The sequence below is a fragment of the Streptomyces sp. NPDC055099 genome, assembly GCF_053607685.1.
Genome location: NZ_JBSGUA010000042.1, coordinates 11,757 through 28,585, shown reverse-complemented (window position 1 = coordinate 28,585; position 16,829 = coordinate 11,757). Strand labels below are relative to the sequence as shown.

At 69.8% G+C, this 16,829-nt stretch carries 16 protein-coding genes and 1 rRNA gene; 14 read left to right on the top strand and 3 right to left on the bottom strand.

What is annotated here, in order from left to right; all coding sequences use genetic code 11:
* From rrf to ACWFRU_RS41570, 9 genes are all read left to right on the top strand, one after another.
* Positions 1 to 87: ribosomal RNA gene (rrf, locus tag ACWFRU_RS41610) — 5S ribosomal RNA — on the top strand; the annotation flags it as partial.
* 63 nt (positions 88 to 150) lie between these two features.
* The gene (locus ACWFRU_RS41605) at positions 151 to 795 is read left to right on the top strand and encodes an HAD family hydrolase (protein WP_453693975.1); all 645 of its coding nucleotides are present in this window, start codon (positions 151 to 153) and stop codon (positions 793 to 795) included.
* 85 nt (positions 796 to 880) lie between these two features.
* Positions 881 to 2,098, top strand: coding sequence for an MFS transporter (locus ACWFRU_RS41600; RefSeq protein WP_453693973.1), 1,218 nt, complete (start codon positions 881 to 883; stop codon positions 2,096 to 2,098).
* Positions 2,049 to 3,224, top strand: coding sequence for an acetoin utilization protein AcuC (locus ACWFRU_RS41595; protein ID WP_453693971.1), 1,176 nt, complete (start codon positions 2,049 to 2,051; stop codon positions 3,222 to 3,224). The genes ACWFRU_RS41600 and ACWFRU_RS41595 overlap by 50 nt, the downstream gene beginning before the upstream one ends.
* Positions 3,225 to 3,437: 213 nt before the next feature.
* The gene (locus tag ACWFRU_RS41590) at positions 3,438 to 4,253 is read left to right on the top strand and encodes a phosphatase (RefSeq protein ID WP_453693969.1); all 816 of its coding nucleotides are present in this window, start codon (positions 3,438 to 3,440) and stop codon (positions 4,251 to 4,253) included.
* 132 nt (positions 4,254 to 4,385) lie between these two features.
* Positions 4,386 to 4,595, top strand: a complete 210-nt coding sequence (locus ACWFRU_RS41585) for a helix-turn-helix domain-containing protein (protein ID WP_157996488.1) — start codon at positions 4,386 to 4,388, stop codon at positions 4,593 to 4,595.
* A gap of 126 nt (positions 4,596 to 4,721) precedes the next feature.
* Positions 4,722 to 4,820 carry a 30S ribosomal protein bS22 gene (locus ACWFRU_RS41580; protein WP_003948845.1) on the top strand — a complete coding sequence of 33 codons (99 nt, stop codon included), beginning with the start codon at positions 4,722 to 4,724 and terminating at the stop codon, positions 4,818 to 4,820.
* Between the two features lie 375 nt (positions 4,821 to 5,195).
* Positions 5,196 to 6,242: an NAD-dependent epimerase/dehydratase family protein gene (locus ACWFRU_RS41575; protein WP_453693967.1), complete on the top strand. Its 1,047-nt coding sequence runs from the start codon at positions 5,196 to 5,198 to the stop codon at positions 6,240 to 6,242.
* Positions 6,243 to 6,256: 14 nt separating this feature from the next.
* Positions 6,257 to 7,345, top strand: coding sequence for a lysophospholipid acyltransferase family protein (locus tag ACWFRU_RS41570; protein ID WP_453693965.1), 1,089 nt, complete (start codon positions 6,257 to 6,259; stop codon positions 7,343 to 7,345).
* 78 nt (positions 7,346 to 7,423) lie between these two features.
* Here the strand turns inward: ACWFRU_RS41570 and ACWFRU_RS41565 are convergent, their stop codons facing one another.
* From ACWFRU_RS41565 to ACWFRU_RS41555, 3 genes are all read right to left on the bottom strand, one after another.
* Positions 7,424 to 8,662: a DUF5667 domain-containing protein gene (locus tag ACWFRU_RS41565; RefSeq protein WP_453693963.1), complete on the bottom strand. Its 1,239-nt coding sequence runs from the start codon at positions 8,660 to 8,662 to the stop codon at positions 7,424 to 7,426.
* A 267-nt stretch (positions 8,663 to 8,929) separates the two neighbouring features.
* Positions 8,930 to 9,721 carry an ECF subfamily RNA polymerase sigma factor, BldN family gene (locus tag ACWFRU_RS41560; protein ID WP_453693961.1) on the bottom strand — a complete coding sequence of 264 codons (792 nt, stop codon included), beginning with the start codon at positions 9,719 to 9,721 and terminating at the stop codon, positions 8,930 to 8,932.
* 301 nt (positions 9,722 to 10,022) lie between these two features.
* A complete protein-coding gene (locus ACWFRU_RS41555) occupies positions 10,023 to 10,973 on the bottom strand; it encodes an HAD family hydrolase (RefSeq protein ID WP_453693959.1) in 951 nt (316 codons plus the stop codon).
* 125 nt (positions 10,974 to 11,098) lie between these two features.
* Between ACWFRU_RS41555 and ACWFRU_RS41550 the strand changes: the two genes are divergently transcribed.
* The 5 genes from ACWFRU_RS41550 to ACWFRU_RS41530 all read left to right on the top strand — a co-directional run bounded on the left by ACWFRU_RS41550 (position 11,099) and on the right by ACWFRU_RS41530 (position 16,782).
* Positions 11,099 to 11,377, top strand: a complete 279-nt coding sequence (locus ACWFRU_RS41550; RefSeq protein WP_453693957.1) for a glutaredoxin family protein — start codon at positions 11,099 to 11,101, stop codon at positions 11,375 to 11,377.
* Positions 11,378 to 11,682: 305 nt separating this feature from the next.
* The gene (locus tag ACWFRU_RS41545) at positions 11,683 to 12,438 is read left to right on the top strand and encodes a redox-sensing transcriptional repressor Rex (RefSeq protein WP_365828845.1); all 756 of its coding nucleotides are present in this window, start codon (positions 11,683 to 11,685) and stop codon (positions 12,436 to 12,438) included.
* Positions 12,435 to 14,171 (top strand): glutamyl-tRNA reductase, encoded by a 1,737-nt coding sequence (locus ACWFRU_RS41540; protein WP_453693955.1) that lies wholly within the window; start codon positions 12,435 to 12,437, stop codon positions 14,169 to 14,171. Before ACWFRU_RS41545 ends, ACWFRU_RS41540 begins: the two co-directional genes overlap by 4 nt.
* Positions 14,168 to 15,127, top strand: coding sequence for a hydroxymethylbilane synthase (hemC, locus tag ACWFRU_RS41535; RefSeq protein WP_453693953.1), 960 nt, complete (start codon positions 14,168 to 14,170; stop codon positions 15,125 to 15,127). Before ACWFRU_RS41540 ends, hemC begins: the two co-directional genes overlap by 4 nt.
* Complete coding sequence (locus ACWFRU_RS41530; protein ID WP_453693951.1) at positions 15,124 to 16,782, top strand: uroporphyrinogen-III synthase; 1,659 nt, start codon at positions 15,124 to 15,126, stop codon at positions 16,780 to 16,782. Before hemC ends, ACWFRU_RS41530 begins: the two co-directional genes overlap by 4 nt.
* Positions 16,783 to 16,829: the final 47 nt, after the last annotated feature.

Sequence of the window (16,829 nt, the reverse complement as noted above, 5' to 3'; positions counted from 1 at the left end):
GGTTACATTCCGAACCCGGAAGCTAAGCCTCATAGCGCCGATGGTACTGCAGGGGGGACCCTGTGGGAGAGTAGGACGCCGCCGAACTATTATTACGGGAAACCCCCGCACCCTCTGGGTGCGGGGGTTTTCTGCGTTTAGGGTCGAGTTATGCGTTATGACTTGGTCACCTTCGACAACGACGGTGTTCTCGTGGACAGCGAACCGCTTTCCAACACCATTCTGGCCGCCTATCTGAGCGAGCTCGGGCACCCCACCACGTATGAGGATTCCCTGCGTGACTACATGGGCGCCGCAGTCCATCGCGTACACGACCTTGTTCTTGAGCGCAGTGGTGAGCGGCTGCCCGAGGATTTCGACGTGACCTTCCATGCTCGTGTATTCGCCGCCTTCGAGCGGGAGCTGGAGCCTGTGGCGGGGGCCGTCGGTGTGCTGGAGAAGCTGGTGGCCGGGGGAGTGCCGTACTGCCTTGCCTCGTCCGGGAGCCATGAGCGGATTCGTGTCGGTCATCGGCGGACCGGACTCGACCGGTGGTTCCACGACGAGCGGATCTTCAGCTCCGAGGATGTGGGGCGGGGAAAGCCGGCGCCGGATCTCTTTCTGTACGCCGCCGAGCGGATGGGAGTGGCGCCTGAGAGGTGTGTGGTGGTCGAGGACAGCCCGCTGGGCGTTTTGGCCGCTGTGGCGGCCGGCATGGACGTGCTCGGGTTCACCGCCATGACGCCCGCCGAACGGCTCTCGGGTGCCACTGAACTCTTCGGGGACATGGCGGAGTTGCCTGACCTGCTCGTGTGACGCGGGCGGTGGAAGCGACGCTCATGGGAATTGGGTGGGTGATCTATCTACCCACCGGTAGACGGGGGTCCTACGCTCTGCAGCCATGACAGATGAGCTGCGGCGCGGCAGGGCCTCTTTGGCGTTCAGCTTCCTGGTGCAGGGCGTCACCTTCGCGTTGCTGGTGACGCGGATCCCCGCCATTCAGGACCGGTACGGGATATCCGACGGCCTGCTGCCGGTGTTCCTCGCCGCGGTGCCGATCCTCGCGGGCGTGGGGAGCGTCGGCACGGAGTGGCTGGTCAAGAGGATGGCGCCCAGCCGTGTGCTGCGGTGGTCGCAGCCCGTGGTGCTCCTGGCGCTGCTCGGGGTCGGTGCGGGCGACGCCCTGTGGCAAGTGGCCGTGGCGCTGGGGGCCTTCGGGCTGTCGGTGGGGGCGCTCGACGCGTCCATGAACATGCTCGGGGTGAGTCTTCAGCGGGCGTACGGGCGCAGCATCATGCTGGGGTTTCACGCGGCGTACAGCTTGGGCGGGATCGCGGGGGCGTCGATCGCGTGGGCGGGGGCGCACTGGGATCTGTCGCTCTTCGTCTCGTATCTGCCGGTGGTCGTGGTGCTGTTGCCGGCTGCGCTGGCGGGGAGCCGGTGGTATGTCGATGCCAAGGCCGCGGGGGATGCGGAGGGCGTCGGGGAGGGGAAGGGCGGGCCGGTCGTCTTCAAGCTGCTCCTGCCGTTGTGCCTGGTGATGACCTTCGCGTACATCGGGGATTCGACCGTCTCCAATTGGAGCGCGAAGTATCTGCAGGACGTGCTGGGGAGTTCGGAGGAGGTCGCGACCGTCCCCTACAACGTCTACATGGTCATGACCCTGCTGGGGCGGGGGCTCGGGGACCTGGGCGTGCGGCGGTTCGGGGCTGTGGCGGTGGTGCGGGCCGGGTCGGTGGTGGGCGCTCTCGGGTTCGCGATCGTGGCGGTGGCGCCCGGGGCGTGGGTCGGGATTGCCGGCTTCACGGTGCTCGGGCTCGGGCTGTGCGTGATCGTTCCGCAGACCTTCGCCGCGGCGGGGAGGCTCTTCCCCGGCGCCTCGGACGCTGCCGTCGCGCGGCTCAACATCTTCAACTACGTGGGCTTCCTGATCGGTTCACCGTTGGTGGGCGCGCTGGGGGATGCCTGGAACTACCGCGGGGCGATGCTCGTTCCCATGGTGTTGGTGCTCGTGACCTTGTTGTACGCCCGGTCTTTCGCCCCCGGACCGGACCGATACGGTGACGGGCATGAGCGGCCACGCACAGCTGATGTGGGACGAGGCAGTAACGGGCTATGACTTCGGTCCTGAGCACCCCATGGACCCGGTCCGGCTCGCGCTGACCAGAGGCCTGGTCGGTGCCTTCGGGCTCGACCGCGAGCTGGAAGTGGTCGCGGCCAAGCGTGCCGGTGACTCGACGTTGCGGCTCGTGCATCGCGAGGACTATGTGGAGGCGGTCAAGGCCGCGTCCGCCGATCCGGCGTCGGCGGACGGCAGCTATGGCCTCGGGACCGTGGATGATCCCGCCTTCGCCGGGATGCACGAGGTGTCGGCGCTGATCGCCGGGCAGTCGGTGGGTGCGGCCGAGGCGGTGTGGCGCGGGGAAGCGCTGCACGCGGTGAACTTCGCCGGTGGGCTGCATCATGCGATGCCGGGGTCCGCCTCGGGGTTCTGTATCTACAACGACGCGTCGTTGGCGATCGCCCGGCTGCTGGAGCTGGGTGCCGAGCGGGTCGCGTATGTGGATGTGGACGTGCACCACGGGGACGGGGTGCAGGCGTCCTTCTGGGACGATCCGCGGGTCCTGACGATCTCGATGCACGAGCATCCGCGGACGTTGTTCCCGCAGACCGGGTGGCCCGAGGAGACGGGGGCGGCCGGGACGGCGGAGGGCTCGGCGGTCAATGTGGCGTTGCCGGCCGGGACCGGGGACGCGGGGTGGGTGCGGGCGTTCCACGCCGTGGTGCCGGAGCTGTTGGCGGAGTTCCGGCCGCAGGTCCTGGTGACGCAGCACGGGGCCGACACGCACTTCGAGGATCCCCTCGCGCATCTTGCCGTGTCGCTGGATGCCCAGCGGGCCGTGCAGGTGGCCTGCCATGAGCTGGCGCATTCGTACGCCGACGGGCGGTGGGTCGCGCTGGGTGGGGGCGGGTACGCCGTGGTGGATGTCGTGCCCCGGTCTTGGACGCATCTGACCGCGATCGCCGCGGGGCGGGAGATTCCGCCTTCGGCGGATGTTCCTGAGGCCTGGCGGCAGGAAGTCTTCGCTCGGACGCGGCAGTTGGCCCCGGGGCGGATGACGGATGGGCGGTGGCCTGTCTCCTGGGCGGAGTGGGAGGACGGGTACGACCCTGCCGATCGGCTCGACCAGGCGGTGCTTGCTGCTCGCCGCTCGGCGTTTCCGCTGCGGGGGTTGTTGCCGTAGGAGTAGGAGAGCGTGGTAGTTCGGGCGGGCCCTGTGGGGCTTTCCCCGATCCCGCCCCTTCCCGAAACCATGGGGCGACCCCCGACAAGATGGCCTCAAACGCCGGCCGGGCTGGATATCTCCCGGTCTGGATTATCGGCCTGTTAGCCCAACTGTGCGTGGTTTCCGGGGTTTTGGGGGCGGGCGTCCGACTGATGCGTCAGCATCGAGCCCGTGTTGAGCACCGGAGCGTTGCGTGCGCATCTGTTGGCCGCCCGGTTGGCCGGGCCCGTGGCCACCACGCGGGAGGAGAGCCTGCGGAGCTATCGGCTCTTCGCGGCCCGGGACCCGCGGATACTGCTCGGCCTCGACCCCGAGTGGAGTTGGGGCCCCGGCGACCTGCTGGGTCTCATGGCCGACAAGTGCGGGGTGTCCGCCGACCCCCGGCACACCTCGGGGGTCGATGTCATCGACCCGGAGCGGACGTTGGTCGCGCTGGACGCCTTCGCCGAGAGGCTCGCCGAGGCGGTGCGTGGGCGACTTCCCGTGCTCTTCGGGACGGGACATCCGCACCGGCTCCTCGGTTTCTACGCCGCCCTGGCGGACGCTTTGTCGGCGGCCGGGTGCACCGTCCTCACCCCCGCGCAGGGCAACAGTGTCGACATAACGACCCGGTTCGGCCTACGCACGTACAACCTTGACTACGTACAAGGAGTCGCGCTGGTGCGGGAACCCGGCGCGCGTCCCACCGGGAGTGAGACCGGCGCACATACCCACTCCCCGCTCCCGGTTCGAGCCGCTCTCGCGGCCGCGGCGGAGGCCGACGGACCGCTTCCAGAGCTCGTGATCGGCGACCACGGATGGGTCTGCGGGGCAGGTCAGCTGGGGTTTGAGGCGATCGGTCTGGCGGATACGGACGATCCCGCGCTGTTCGTCGGAGAGGCCGAGGGGCAGGTGTCCGTCGTCGTTCCGCTTGATGACGCTGTGCGGTCTGATTACTACCGACCGCTTACTCGCTATGTACTCAATCGAGCGTGTCTGTCACAGTAGGCGGCCGATCGCTACTCCTCTTCCCCACTCGCATCATCCGCCCCTAGTCTGGGGAGTGAGCGCGCAGCGACGAAGAGTCACCGGAAGGGGAAGCCGGTGCCCGTCATGTGCGGAAGGTTCAGGTGGGGTGTCATGGCTGATAACCAGAGGCCGCTGAACGAGGTTCAGTTCCTGACCGTGGCGGAAGTCGCCTCGGTGATGCGAGTGTCCAAGATGACCGTGTACCGCTTGGTGCACAGCGGTCATCTGCCCGCCATCCGGGTCGGGAGGTCCTTCCGGGTCCCGGAGCAGGCGGTTCACGAGTACCTCCGCGAGTCCTATGTAGGGGTCGAGGCGGGCTGACCGGAGCCGGTCGATCCCCCTCGATTACGCCCCTCACCCGGAGGCGGGTAGGCTAGGGCCGACGTAGGTCGTGTGGGCCCAGTCAGCTGCCCCGCACCGAGTGAAGAGAAGTGAGCGAGGGTAGTCGTGGGCTCTGTTATCAAGAAGCGGCGTAAGCGGATGGCCAAGAAGAAGCACCGCAAGCTGCTGAAGCGCACTCGCGTTCAGCGTCGCAACAAGAAGTAAGCGACAGCTGCACGGCGCGTATCGAAGCCCTCCCGTCATCCGGCGGGAGGGCTTCGGCGTTTTCCGGGGGAGGGCTTCGGCGTTTCCCCGACTTCGTCGGGGGCACCCGCCGGGACGTCTTCCGGCCGGTTTTCCGGCCTCGGCGGGCCGCCCGGGGGCTTGTTTCGAACGTAGGCCCTGGGCAGGATGTGCGTCCCGACCCCGCGTACGTCCTGGTCTGGGCATCGGGCCAGGTCCGTGCACTTGTGTTGAGGCTGTCGTCACTTCCTGCATCGGGCGGTCATCACAGCGCAACATCGACCCGCTAGCGTGTGCCAGGAGAGAAATGATGGGGCGCGGCAGGACTTCGAGGGCAGGGGAAGGCAGGCGCTGATCTTGGGCAAGGTCGTGCTCGTGACCGGGGTGGCCCGTCAACTGGGCGGGCGGTTCGTCCGACGCGTGCTCCGGGACCCTGAGGTCGACCGGGTGGTCGCCGTGGACGCGGTCCCTCCCGAGCACCATCTGGGCGGCGCCGACTTCGTCCAGGCCGACATCCGGCAGCCCGCGATCGCCAAAGTGCTCGCCGAGTTCTCCGTCGACACCGTCGTGCACATGGACGTGACGGGCGCCGCACTGGCCGGCGGCAACCGCGGCTCGCTCAAGGAAACGAACGTCATCGGCACCATGCAGCTGCTCGGCGCCCTGCAGAAGTCGCCGACGGTCAAGCGGCTCGTGGTGAAGTCGAGCACCAACGTGTACGGTTCCGCGCCGCGTGACCCCGCGGTCTTCACCGAGACGACCCCGCCGAAGTCGCTGCCGAGCGGCGGCTTCGCCAAGGACACCGTCGAGGTCGAGGGGTACGTACGCGGATTCGCGCGGCGGCGGCCGGACGTCGCGGTCTGTGTGCTGCGGTTCGCGAACATCTTGGGGCCCACCGCGGAGTTCCCGCTCGCCGAGTATTTCTCGCTGCCGGTCCTGCCGACCGTGTTCGGCTACGACCCGCGGCTGCAGTTCGTGCACGAGGACGACGCGATCGAGGTGCTGCGCCTCGGGGCACACGAGCCGGAGCGCGGGACGCTCAACAGCGGCACGTTCAACATCGCGGGCGACGGTGTGCTGCTGCTCTCGCAGTGCGCGCGGCGCCTGGGGCGTCCGACGCTGCCGGTGTTCATGCCGGCGATCACCTGGGTCGGCCAAGCGCTGCGCACACTGGGCGCCACCGACTTCTCGCCCGAGCAGATCAGGCTGCTCACGCACGGCCGGGTCGTCGCCACCCGGCAGATGCGCGAGACACTGGGCTTCACCCCCAAGTACACGACCGCGGAGACCTTCGCGGACTTCGTACGCAGTCGGGGTCCGGGTCTGATGCCGCCGCAAGCCGTGGCGGGGGCCATCGACCGGATCGCCACGCTGCCCTTCGCGGGCAACCAGAGCGCCAACTGAGGAGAGCGTCAACGATGGCGGACGCCAAGGTCATTCCGTTCGACGACGACCGGTCGCGCGCGGGTGCGCAGCGCCCGCCCCGGCGCAGGGGCACGGTCCGGCGCAAGAACGATCCGGCAGCCGTGCGTGAGGTCACGGCCATGCCGGGCCAGCAGGACGGAGAGCCGCAGGTGGAACCGGCCGGGCCGGAGCCCTCGCGACAGGAAGCGGCGCCCGGCACCGGCACCGGGTCAGGTGCCGAACCGGAGCCGCGGGGCGCTGGCGGTGGCCTTGAGCGGCGTATCGCGGGTGGCCTCGCGTTCCTGCGCCGGCGGCTCACGGGCGAGTACGAGGTCGACGACTTCGGCTACGACGAGGAGCTCACCGACCAGGTCCTGATGTCCCTGGTGCGGCCGCTGTACGAGAAGTACTTCCGTGTCGAGGTGAAGGGCATCGAGAACATCCCGTCGGAGGGTGGGGCGCTCATCGTGTCCAACCACTCGGGGACACTGCCGCTCGACGGCCTGATGATGCAGGTCGCCGTGCACGACAACCACCCCGAGGGGCGGCATCTGCGGCTGCTGGCGGCGGATCTGGTCTTCATGCTGCCGGTGGTCAACGAGCTGGCGCGCAAGGCGGGCCACACGCTGGCGTGCGCCGAGGACGCCGAGCGGCTGCTGGAGCGGGGCGAGCTGGTCGGGGTGATGCCGGAGGGCTTCAAGGGCATCGGGAAGCCGTTCAGCGAGCGTTACAAGCTGCAGCGGTTCGGGCGGGGAGGGTTCGTGTCCACCGCGCTGCGGGCCGGGACCCCGATCGTTCCCTGCTCGATCGTAGGGGCGGAGGAGATCTACCCGATGATCGGCAACGCGAAGACGCTGGCGCGGGTGCTCGGTTTCCCCTACTTCCCGATCACGCCCACGTTCCCGTGGCTCGGGCCGCTTGGGGCGTTGCCGCTGCCGACGAAGTGGACGATCCAGTTCGGGGAGCCGATCCCGACGGACGGGTATCCGCCGGAGGCCGCCGAGGACCCGATGCTGATGTTCAACCTGACCGATCAGGTCCGGGAGCAGATCCAGCACACGCTCTACAAGCTACTGGTGCAGCGGCGGTCCGTCTTCTTCTGACCGGGGCTGTCCGCGAACGCAGGACGGGCTGAACCCCACGAAGAGGTTCAGCCCGTCCGGCGGCCGAGTGACCGAGTGCTAGCCCACGTCCTCTTCGTCGATCCCGAGGCCCGGCAGCAAGCCGGGGAGGATGGGCGGCACCGTGACGTCCGGCTTCGGTGTCGAGGTCTCCTTGCCGGAGGAGTCGCCGTCCAGCGGGCTGCTCGGGGTGGTGTCGGACTCCGGGGGGTCCAGGAGGCCACCCGTGTTGCCGCCCAGCAGGCCGTCGTCGTCGCCCTTGTCCGGTGCCGACGGGCGGGGCTCGCCCTTGTCGGCGCTCGCTCCGTCCCGCGGGGAGGAGTCCGGGGCCGAGGGGCTGTCCGGGGCCGAGGAGCCGGAGGAGTCGCCCTGGCTCGGCTGTCCCGGGGTGTCGCTCTTGTCCGGGGTGCGCGGCAGGAGGGAGCGCAGGGGGTCCACTTCCTGGTCCATCGCGTCGAACACCGAGCTGACCTGATCGCCCACGTCACCGAGCTGGACGGGCAGCCTGCTCTGCAGGTCGCTCCAACTCCTGCGGTGCGACTCGGTGAAGGCGGACAGGGTCTGGATGTGGCCGAGCGAGCCGTCCCGCTCGTACGCCTGGTGCAGCAGGCGGTGGCCCTCCGTGGCGTCGTGCCGCATGCCGGAGAGGGCGCGCCTGATCTCGCCCAGCGACTCGTGGTCGAGGTCGCCGCTGCGGCCGCGTTCCATCAGCCGACGGGCTTCGTTCAACCGCGTCGAGGCGTGGTCGAGATAGACCCCACCCTTGTCGCTGTCGCCGTCGGCCATGCCGAGCTTGAGGTCTTCCATGCCGCGCTTCAAGCCGTACAGCGAATCGCCCGGCAGTGCGTCGGAGCTGGCCGCGGCCACCCCGCTGAACGCGCCGGCGGCCACGCCGACGGTGAGCCCGCCCGCGGCGATGCCTTTCGACAGCCGGGAGCGCGGTTTCAGTTTGCGCAGTCCCGTGGCCCGGTGGGCTCCCTTGCGGGACCGCTGTTCGGGCACCGAGGTGCCGATGGTCCCACCGCCCGCGGCCGTGCCCTCAAGGAGCATGGCCTCCATGGCAGCTACGAGCTGGGCCCGCTGGACCACTTTGACCTCGGGATCCAGCTCCGGCTTCGGCAGCTCGCCGAGGCCGGTCGCCAGGGTCAGCATCCGGTCCGGGGCCGTCGCTTCGGACGGCCCGGAATCGGGCGTGACGGAACCTTCGGACTGCTCGGCCGCCGGGCCCTGGTCGGATTGCTCCTCCAGGGCCTGGGCGAAGGCGTTCGCCCGCCGGTGTGCCGATACGTTCGCGATCACTGGCGGCACCTCCTCTCGTCATGACGGTCGACTCCCCAGGGGGTCCTGAGGGTTGCCCGACCTGAACACTTCCACACGAAAGAGTGAGCGGAGGTAGTCAGGGGGCGACCACAGGGAGCCTGCATCCCGCACAACGAGCGTCGCGGCACTTGGGTTACGGACGGAGGATGATCGGACCGCCCAAATTCCGTGACGGCCATCTGGCCGCCACGGAGCGTGAGTTGGGCGCTCCGCACGGCTACAGAGGGCGATGGGGGACGTGCGGAGCTAGCGCACGTCGTCGGGCAGCAGCCGGGCCAGCGTGCGGACGGCGCGGTACTGGAGGGTCTTGATCGCGCCCTCGTTCTTGCCCATCACCCGAGCGGTCTCGGCGACCGAGAGGCCCTGCAGGAAGCGCAGGGTCACGCACTCCTGCTGCTGGGGGTTGAGGCGGCGCACGGCGTCCAGCAGTGCGGCGTTGGAGAGGGACTCCAGGACGGAGTCCTCGGGGCTGCGCTCGACCTCGTTGGCGTCGAGCATTTCGCCTGTGGTCACTTCGAGGCGGAAACGGCTCGATTTGAAGTGGTCGGCGACCAGGTTGCGAGCGATGGTGACGAGCCAGGCGCCGAAGTCACGGCCCTGCCAGGTGAACGTGCTGATGCGGCGCAGGGCGCGCAGAAAGGTCTCGCTGGTGAGGTCCTCGGCGGTCGCCTTGCCGCCGACGCGGTAGTAGATGTAGCGGTAGACCGTGTCGCTGTACTGGTCGTAGAGACGGCCGAATGCGTCGGACTCGCCCGCCTGGGCGCGTTCGACGAGGTCCATCATGCGGGCGCTGTCGCTGTCCGCGGCGGGACGGCGGTGGGTGGGGGTTGAGGTGGTGGCAGAAGCGGAACGAGTCCGTCTGCTGACCGCCGCGCCGCTGTCCGCCAGGGCATAGACGGGCCCGGCGGGTGTGGGGACGGCAAATGCGGGGACGGCGGGGCCGGCGTACGCGGTGGGGACGAAGCCGCGCAAGCGGTCGGCGACCGTTGCGCGCAGCGTAGCCAGGCCCGAGGCGTCAACCCCGACGTGTGGGTACACGGGACTCCCAGAGGCAGAGCTTCCATCACGTGCAGTGCGGAACCGTTCACCCGTCGTAGCGACGTGTGGGGTCCGTAATGCGTCTGAGGAGAATAACGCTTCGTACAGGCGGCACTACACCCAGTTGCTCAAATCACCGATTACGTCGCTTCTGTTATCGGTCTATGCCCGTTCAAGTAGCGCACAGTGAGCGGTTGTTGATCGAATTAGGTCACATTCCGTCTCGGCGCAGGGCGTGTTGTGGCCGAGTGCTACCAACGTGACTGGCGGGAGCCCGGGCGGGGTATGACCGAGAGAATGTTCAGTGGCGGCGGCGGTGCAGGGCGATGGCCGCGGCCGTCCCACCTGCGATGGCGCCCACTCCGGCGGCGGCCGGGATGCCGACCTTGGCGGCCTTGCGGCCGGTGCGGTAGTCCCGCAGACGCCAGTCCCGCTCACGCGCGTGCTTGCGCAGCTTGGCGTCGGGATTGATCGCGTACGGATGCCCGACGAGCGAGAGCATCGGGATGTCGTTGTGCGAATCGCTGTACGCCGCGCAGCGGCCCAGGTCCAGGCCCTCGGCCGACGCGAGCGCGCGCACCGCCTCCGCCTTCGCGGGGCCGTGCAGGGGCTCGCCGACGAGCTTTCCCGTATAGACACCGTCCACGGACTCGGCGACCGTGCCGAGCGCGCCGGTCAGGCCGAGGCGGCGGGCGATGATCGTGGCCGTCTCCACCGGGGCGGCGGTGACCAGCCAGACCTTCTGGCCCGCGTCGAGGTGGGCCTGAGCCAGGGCGCGGGTGCCGGGCCAGATGCGCTCGGCCATGTACTCGTCGTAGATCTCCTCGCCGATGGACATCAGCTCGGCTACGCGGTGGCCCTTGACGATGGAGAGCGCGCTGTCGCGGGCGTCCTGCATGTGCTCGGGGTCCTCGACGCCCGCGAGCCTGAACCATGCCTGCTGCCAGGCGAATCGGGCCAGCTCCTGGCGCTCGAAGAACTTCCGCTTGTAGAGGCCGCGGCCGAAGTGGAAGATCGCGGCGCCCTGCATGACGGTGTTGTCGAGATCGAAGAAGGCGGCGGCCTTGTCGTCGCCGAAGACCGGGAACTCCGGCTCCTCGGGTTCCTCCGGCGAGGCCGCCGCGACGAGATCGTCGAGGGCCTCCAGCTCCTGGGAGGTCTTGCGCGCTGCCTCAGCCGAGGCCTCGCCTGCCAACACGCTCCGCGCGGTGGCGGAGCGCCTACGGGGGGTGAGCCATCCGAGAGCGGCCATGTCGTGAGCATAGCCAGTCCGTTCGGCCGTTCCGGAGTCGGCAGGATTCGGTGCTGTGAACTCTGCGCGACCGCACCGTTAAAGAGACGGGCTCCGCGGCGCGTCGGCGGGGCGAGAATGGTGTCATGAGCCCGATTTTTCGCCGTGCGGAGAAGAAGAAGCCACAGGACCGGACGGTCACCTTGATCGGCAAGCCCGGCTGCCATCTGTGCGATGAAGCACAGCTGGTGATCGAGAAGGTCTGCGGCGATCTTGGAGTCGTATGGGAGAAGAAGGACATCACTCAGGACGAAGAGCTCAACAAGGCCTACTGGGAACAGATTCCGGTGGTCCTGGTCGATGGTGAACAGCACACCTTCTGGCGTGTGAACGAGGAGCGGCTGCGGCGCGAGCTCGCTCCGTAGTCCGAATCGTCACTGACCGACGAGTCCAAACGGCCCGAATGGTCCCTTAGGATCGTGGGCGGTTTGGGTCTCGGGGGCGATGATCGTGAGGAGAGTGTGCGGTTTTGCCCCCATCAATTGAGCACCGCAGCCTCATGTGTGCCGGTTCCCGCAAAGGGTGCCGGGGGCGCGTGACCCCGGTCACGTTGGCCGGGCAAATCGGACACCATCTTTGTGCACGCGTTCACAAAGACATAGCCTGCATTCGACGGGGCGGTCTGGGGACGTGTGACCGCCTGCAGCCCCGCTCTACCCGCAGGAGCACCGTGGCAACTGGCCGAACTCACCGACCGGCGACCCGCAGCCGAGGGATTCCCGAGGCCACCGTCGCCAGGCTTCCGCTGTACCTCCGAGCCCTCACCGCTCTGTCGGAGCGCTCGGTGCCCACGGTCTCCTCCGAGGAGCTCGCGGCCGCCGCGGGGGTCAACTCCGCGAAGCTGCGCAAGGACTTCTCCTACCTCGGTTCCTACGGGACGCGCGGCGTCGGCTACGACGTCGAGTACCTCGTCTACCAGATCTCACGCGAGCTCGGCCTGACCCAGGACTGGCCCGTCGTGATCGTCGGCATCGGTAACCTCGGCGCGGCCCTCGCCAATTACGGCGGGTTCGCCTCGCGTGGCTTCCGTGTCGCCGCGCTGATCGACGCCGACCCGGCCATGGCGGGCACGCCCGTCGCGGGCATGCCGGTCCAGCACACGGACGACCTCGAGAAGATCATCAGCGACAACGGCGTCTCCATCGGCGTCATCTCCACCCCGGCGGGCGCCGCCCAGCAGGTCTGCGAGCGGCTCGTCGCCGCCGGTGTGACCTCGATCCTGAACTTCGCGCCCACCGTTCTTTCCGTGCCCGACGGCGTCGACGTACGCAAGGTGGACCTCTCCATCGAGCTGCAGATCCTCGCCTTCCACGAGCAGCGCAAGGCCGGCGAGGAAGCGGCGGCCGACGAAGCCGTGGCGCCCGCCGCCGCCAAGCAGCAGCGCAAAGGACCCGACGGGGACGTCCCCGCCGTGATGCCGGCATGAGTCTCCTCGTCGTGGGGCTGAGCCACCGCAGCGCTCCGGTCAGCGTCCTGGAGCGGGCCGCGCTCAACGTGGACGCGCAGGCCAAGCTCCTGCAGGACACGCTCGCCGCCGAGCCCGCCGCCGAAGCGGCCGTGCTCGCCACCTGCAACCGCATCGAGCTGTACGCCGACGTGGACAAGTTCCACGCGGGCGTCGCCGAGCTGTCCACGCTGCTCGCCCAGCACAGCGGTGTGGGCCTCGAAGAGCTCACCCCTTATCTGTACGTCCACTACGAGGACCGTGCCGTCCACCACCTGTTCTCGGTGGCCTGCGGCCTGGACTCGATGGTCGTCGGCGAGGGGCAGATCCTCGGCCAGATCAAGGACGCCCTCGCGCGCTCCCAGGAGCTGCACACCGCGGGCCGTCTCCTCAACGACCTCTTCCAGCAGGCCCTGCGGGTCGGCAAGCGCGCGCACTCGGAGACCGGCATCGACCGGGCCGGGCAGTCGCTCGTGACCTTCGGCCTCGAACAGCTCGCCGGGCGCGAGCCGGTCGAGACCTGGGCCAAGGGCAAGCGCGCCCTGGTCATCGGCGCCGGCTCCATGTCCTCGCTCGCCGCGGCGACGCTCGCGCGCGCCGGCGTCCACGAGGTCGTCGTCGCCAACCGCACCCTGGACCGGGCGCACCGCCTGGCCGAGATCCTCGCGGAGGGCGGCACGGGCACCGTCGCGCGCGCCGTGCCGATGGACCAGGTGGCGGCCGAACTGACACGTGCCGATGTCGCGGTCTCCTGCACCGGCGCGACCGGGCTCGTCCTGACGGCCGAGGCCGTCGCGGCGGGCGTGGCCGACCGCACCGGCGCACCCGTCGCGGCGCCCGTCACCGTGGGCGCGCCGCGTGTGCCCGCGTCTTCGGCCCCCTTTGCCCCGCACGACGACGGTGCCGACACCGACGAGGCGTGCCCGCTCGGCCTCTCCGGTGACGGGGCGGCCGTGCCCCGCGGGGTCGGGTTCTCCGTCATGGGCGAGGACGCCGTCGCCGGGATGGACGCCGCCACGCTGGAGCAGCACGCCGCCTGGGTGGACAACGCGCCCGCCGAGCGCCGCGACGACCCGCAGAGCGAGGCCGACACCATCTCCGCGCTCGCCGCGGCCGTGAGCGCCGGCGTACGCATTCCCGAGCACCGCCGCCGCCCCTCGCTCGTCGAGACCGGCAACGTCCTGCTCGCCCTGCTCGACCTGGCCATGCCCCGCGACATCGACGGCGCCGTGCACCGCATCGACGGCGTACGCCTCGTCGACATCGAGTCGCTCGCCGAGGCCTCCGCGGACGCCCCCATGGCCGAGGACGTGGAGCGGGTCCGCGCGATCGTCTCCGACGAGGTCGCCGCCTTCGGCGCCGCACAGCGGGCCGCGCACATCACGCCGACCGTGGTCGCCCTGCGCACCATGGCCGCCGACGTCGTCGCGAACGAGATCGCGCGGCTCGACGGACGGCTCCCCGGACTCGCCGAGAAGGAGCGCGCGGAGATCACCCAGACCGTCCGCCGCGTCGTCGACAAGCTGCTCCACGCGCCCACCGTGCGCGTCAAGCAACTGGCGAGCGAGCCCGGCGGCGCCGGGTACGCGGACGCGCTGCGCACCCTCTTCGACCTCGACCCGCAGACGGTCGCCGCCGTCAGCAGGGCCGACCGGCGCAATGACCCCAACGACCAGAACGCAACGCAAACAGATCCGAATCGAGGCCGGGCATGACCGAGAGGGCACTGAGGCTCGGGACACGGCGCAGCAAGCTGGCCATGGCCCAGTCGGGGCAAGTGGCCGACACCGTGAGCCAGTTGACGGGCCGCCCCGTAGAGCTCGTGGAGATCACGACGTACGGCGACACGTCCCGTGAGCACCTGGCGCAGATCGGCGGCACCGGCGTCTTCGTGACCGCCCTGCGTGACGCGCTGCTCGGCGGCGAGGTCGACTTCGCCGTCCACTCGCTGAAGGACCTGCCGACGGCGCAGCCGCACGACCTGGCCCTGGCCGCGGTCCCGCTGCGCGAGGACCCCCGTGACGTGCTCATCGCACGCGACGGGATGACCTTCGAGGAGCTGCCGAGCGGCGCGCGCATCGGCACCGGTTCGCCGCGCCGCATGGCGCAGCTCAACGCCTACGCCCGCAACCACGGACTCGCCATAGAGACCGTGCCGATCCGCGGGAACATCGACACCCGCATCGGGTTCGTGCGCAAGGGCGAGCTCGACGCCGTCGTACTCGCCGCCGCGGGCCTCAACCGCGTCGGCAGGATCGGCGAAGTGACCGACTTCCTGCCGGTCGACACAGTTCTGCCCGCCCCCGGCCAGGGGGCACTGGCGATCGAATGTGCCGCGTCCGACGCGTCACTGACCGCCGCGCTCGCCGAGCTCGACGACCCGTACACCCGGGCCGCCGTGACCGCCGAGCGATCCCTGCTCGCCGCCCTGGAGGCCGGCTGCAGCGCACCTGTGGGTGCGTTGGCCGACTTGCTGGCCGACGGGCAGATTGTCAAGGAAATGCGCCTGCGCGGCGTCGTCGGGGCAACCGACGGCTCGACGCTGGTGCAGCTGTCCACCACCGGTCCCGTGCCCGAGACGCATGACCAAGCCATGGCGCTCGGCCGCGAACTCGCTGCCGAGATGCTTGCCAAGGGCGCGGCCGGTCTGATGGGGGAGCGAGCACTTTGAGCCCCACCTCGAACTTTCCCGGCCTTCCCGCACACGGGCACGTCACCTTCCTGGGTGCCGGACCCGGAGATCCGGGACTACTTACGCTACGCGCCGTGGAGGCGCTGGCCCGAGCGGACGTACTGATCGCCGAGCCGGATGTGCTCGACGTCGTTCGCGCGCATGCCAGGGGAGGTGTGGACACACCTCAGCCAGGGGCAGTTGACGACGCGTCAGCGAAGGCGGAAGCGTCGACTCTGCGAGCCGCCACCAATCTTGTCATGGAGGCAGCGAGGGGCGGCAAGCGGGTCGTACGTGCCGTCAGCGGCGACGTCGGCCTCGACACCTACGCGGCCGAGGAGATGCTCGCCTGCGCCGCCGAGGGCATCGCCTTCGAGGTCGTGCCCGGCATCGCCGCGGCGGTCGGTGTACCCGCCTACGCGGGTGTTCCGCTGCGTGACGCGCAGGGCACGGACGTACGTTTCGTCGACGCGCGCACCGCGTCCGACCGCTGCTGGAGCGAGGTGGGGGCATCCGACGGGACCGTGGTCGTGTCGACGTCCCTGGACTCCGTGGCCGCGGCCGCCGGTGAGCTGGTGTCGTCCGGGCGCAAGCCGGACACCCCGATGACGGTCACCGTCGCCGGTACGACGACGCGCCAGCGGACCTGGCAGGCGACCCTGGGCACCATCGCCCAGGTCCTCAAGCAGGCGAAGGTGCTGCCCTCGCCCGACGGAGGCCAGCCGGTCATAGCCGTCGTCGGCGAGCGGTCCGCCGCCGCCCAGCGCGACCAGCTCTCGTGGTTCGAGTCGAAGCCGCTCTTCGGGTGGCGCGTGCTCGTCCCGCGCACCAAGGAGCAGGCGGCCTCGCTCTCCGACCAGCTGAGCTCGTACGGCGCGGTGCCGCACGAGGTGCCGACCATCGCCGTCGAGCCGCCCCGCACGCCCCAGCAGATGGAGCGCGCGGTCAAGGGCCTGGTCACGGGGCGCTACGAGTGGATCGCCTTCACCTCGGTCAACGCGGTCAAGGCGGTGCGCGAGAAGTTCGAGGAGTACGGGCTCGACGCGCGTGCCTTCGCCGGGATCAAGGTCGCGGCGGTCGGCGAGCAGACGGCCGCGGCGCTGGTCGCCTTCGGCGTGAAGCCCGACCTGGTGCCCAGCGGCGAGCAGTCGGCCGCGGGTCTCCTGGAGGACTGGCCGCCGTACGACCCGGTCTTCGACCCGATCGACCGCGTCTTCCTGCCGCGTGCCGACATCGCCACGGAGACGCTGGTCGCCGGGCTCATCGATCTCGGGTGGGAGGTCGACGACGTCACCGCCTACCGGACGGTGCGCGCGTCGCCGCCCCCGGCGGACACGCGTGAGGCGATCAAGGGCGGCGGCTTCGACGCCGTGCTCTTCACGTCCTCCTCGACCGTGCGCAACCTCGTCGGCATCGCCGGCAAGCCGCACAACGTGACCGTCATCGCGTGCATCGGCCCCGCCACCGCCAAGACCGCGGAGGAGCACGGGCTCCGGGTCGACGTGATGGCTCCGGAGCCGTCCGTGCACAAGCTGGCCGAGGCCCTTGCCGAGTTCGGCACGCGGCGCAGGCTCTCCGCCCTGGAGGCGGGGGACCCGGTGACCCGGCCCAGCGAGCGGCGACCCGGTTCCCGTCGGAGGCGTGCGGCACCCTGAGGCTTCAGGGCCGTACATATCCCTGGCCCCGGCTGAGATCCTTCAGC